The following is a 1,183-nucleotide window of genomic DNA, read 5'->3' as shown; positions in this document are numbered from 1 at the left end:
CCCCTGCTGATCCTCGTGATCACCCGCATCCCGGTCGCCTCCGGTCTCGTCGTCGCCACCGGCCTCGGCCCGCTCCTCAGCTCGCTCCCCCTCTAGACCACCAAGGAGACCCACCATGAGCAGCCTCATCGCGATGGGCGCCGGCGGCGCCGCCACCGTCACGACCATGTACCTCTACGTCGGTGTCCGCGGCAAGAACAAGATCAAGATCGATGACGACCAGGTCCCGTTCTGGGCGTTCGGCATCGGCCTGCTGGCCGCGAACGCGGGCACGGCGTTCCAGCAGCTCAGCGGGATCGGCGAGCAGTTGGGCGCCTCCCTTCAGGGCAACGCGGCGCTGGGGGACTGGCAGACCGGCGCCACCGCGGCCGCCCTGACCATCGCGGTCTTCGGGCTCAAGCCGCGGCCGTGGAAGGACGCCCTGTGCGGGGCCATCGCCCCCAGCCTCTACGCGAGCGCCGGCGGGTTCTGGGCCATCCCCGCGTCCGTCCTCAGCAGCGTCATCAACAGCTTCATCGGCTGACCCCGATGACCACCCACCTCCAGGACGACCTCACCCTGCACGCCGAGACCCTCGCCGCCTGGCGCGAGCTCCGCGCCGCCGCCCGCGAGATCGAGGACCCCCAGGAACGCGCCGCCGCCCTCGAAGCCCTGAAGGGCAAGCGCCCGACGCACCCCTACCTCGGCGGCCTCTCCCTCACCGCCCTGCGCCAGGGCAACCGGCGCCTGCTCACCCCGGTCCGGGCCCGCACCGCCGACGCCAGGGCCGAGCACGCCCAGACCCTCGCCTCCTGGAAGGAGCGGCGGGCCGAAGCCCTGAAGATCAAGGATCCCGAGCAGCGCGCCAAGGCCCTCGAAGCTCTGGGCGAGCGGCCCAAGCACCCCGTCCTGGTCGCCGCCGGATGCGCCGTCGTCTGCTCCGTCCTGCTCGCCGGCGTCCCCGACGTCCGCCACTACGCGCCGGTCGCCATCACCAGCGGCCTCACCCTGTGGGTGATCGCCGCCCTGATCCTCGGCCAGAAACCCGACCACGCACAGCAATCGGCCCCCGCCGAACCGGCCCAGGAGACCGCCCCCGAAGCCGACGGCCGAGAGCCCGACGAAGAGGCCGAGGAGGACGCCGAGGAGGAGCCCTCGCCGACCGTCCCGACCCCCGCCGACGCCCGCCACGCGGTGGCCTCCC

The 1,183-nt window shown here is 73.1% G+C and carries 2 protein-coding genes; both read left to right on the top strand.

The window, feature by feature from the left end; all coding sequences use genetic code 11:
- Window positions 1-115 precede the first annotated feature (115 nt).
- A complete protein-coding gene (locus ACIQOV_RS42120) occupies window positions 116-523 on the top strand; it encodes a hypothetical protein (protein WP_401056525.1) in 408 nt (135 codons plus the stop codon).
- Window positions 524-528: 5 nt separating this feature from the next.
- On the top strand, window positions 529-1,183 hold a 655-nt coding region (locus tag ACIQOV_RS42115), incomplete at its 3' end, for a hypothetical protein (protein ID WP_401056523.1).

The organism is Kitasatospora sp. NPDC091257, assembly GCF_044757675.1.
In the GTDB taxonomy this organism is placed as follows: domain Bacteria; phylum Actinomycetota; class Actinomycetes; order Streptomycetales; family Streptomycetaceae; genus Kitasatospora; species Kitasatospora lactacystinica.
This window is presented reverse-complemented; position numbering and strand designations above follow the sequence as displayed.

Coding starts and splice junctions, on each gene's coding strand:
- ACIQOV_RS42120 (WP_401056525.1), top strand. CDS start 116: ATGAGCAGCCTCATCGCGATGGGCGCCGGCGGCGCCGCCACCGTCACG.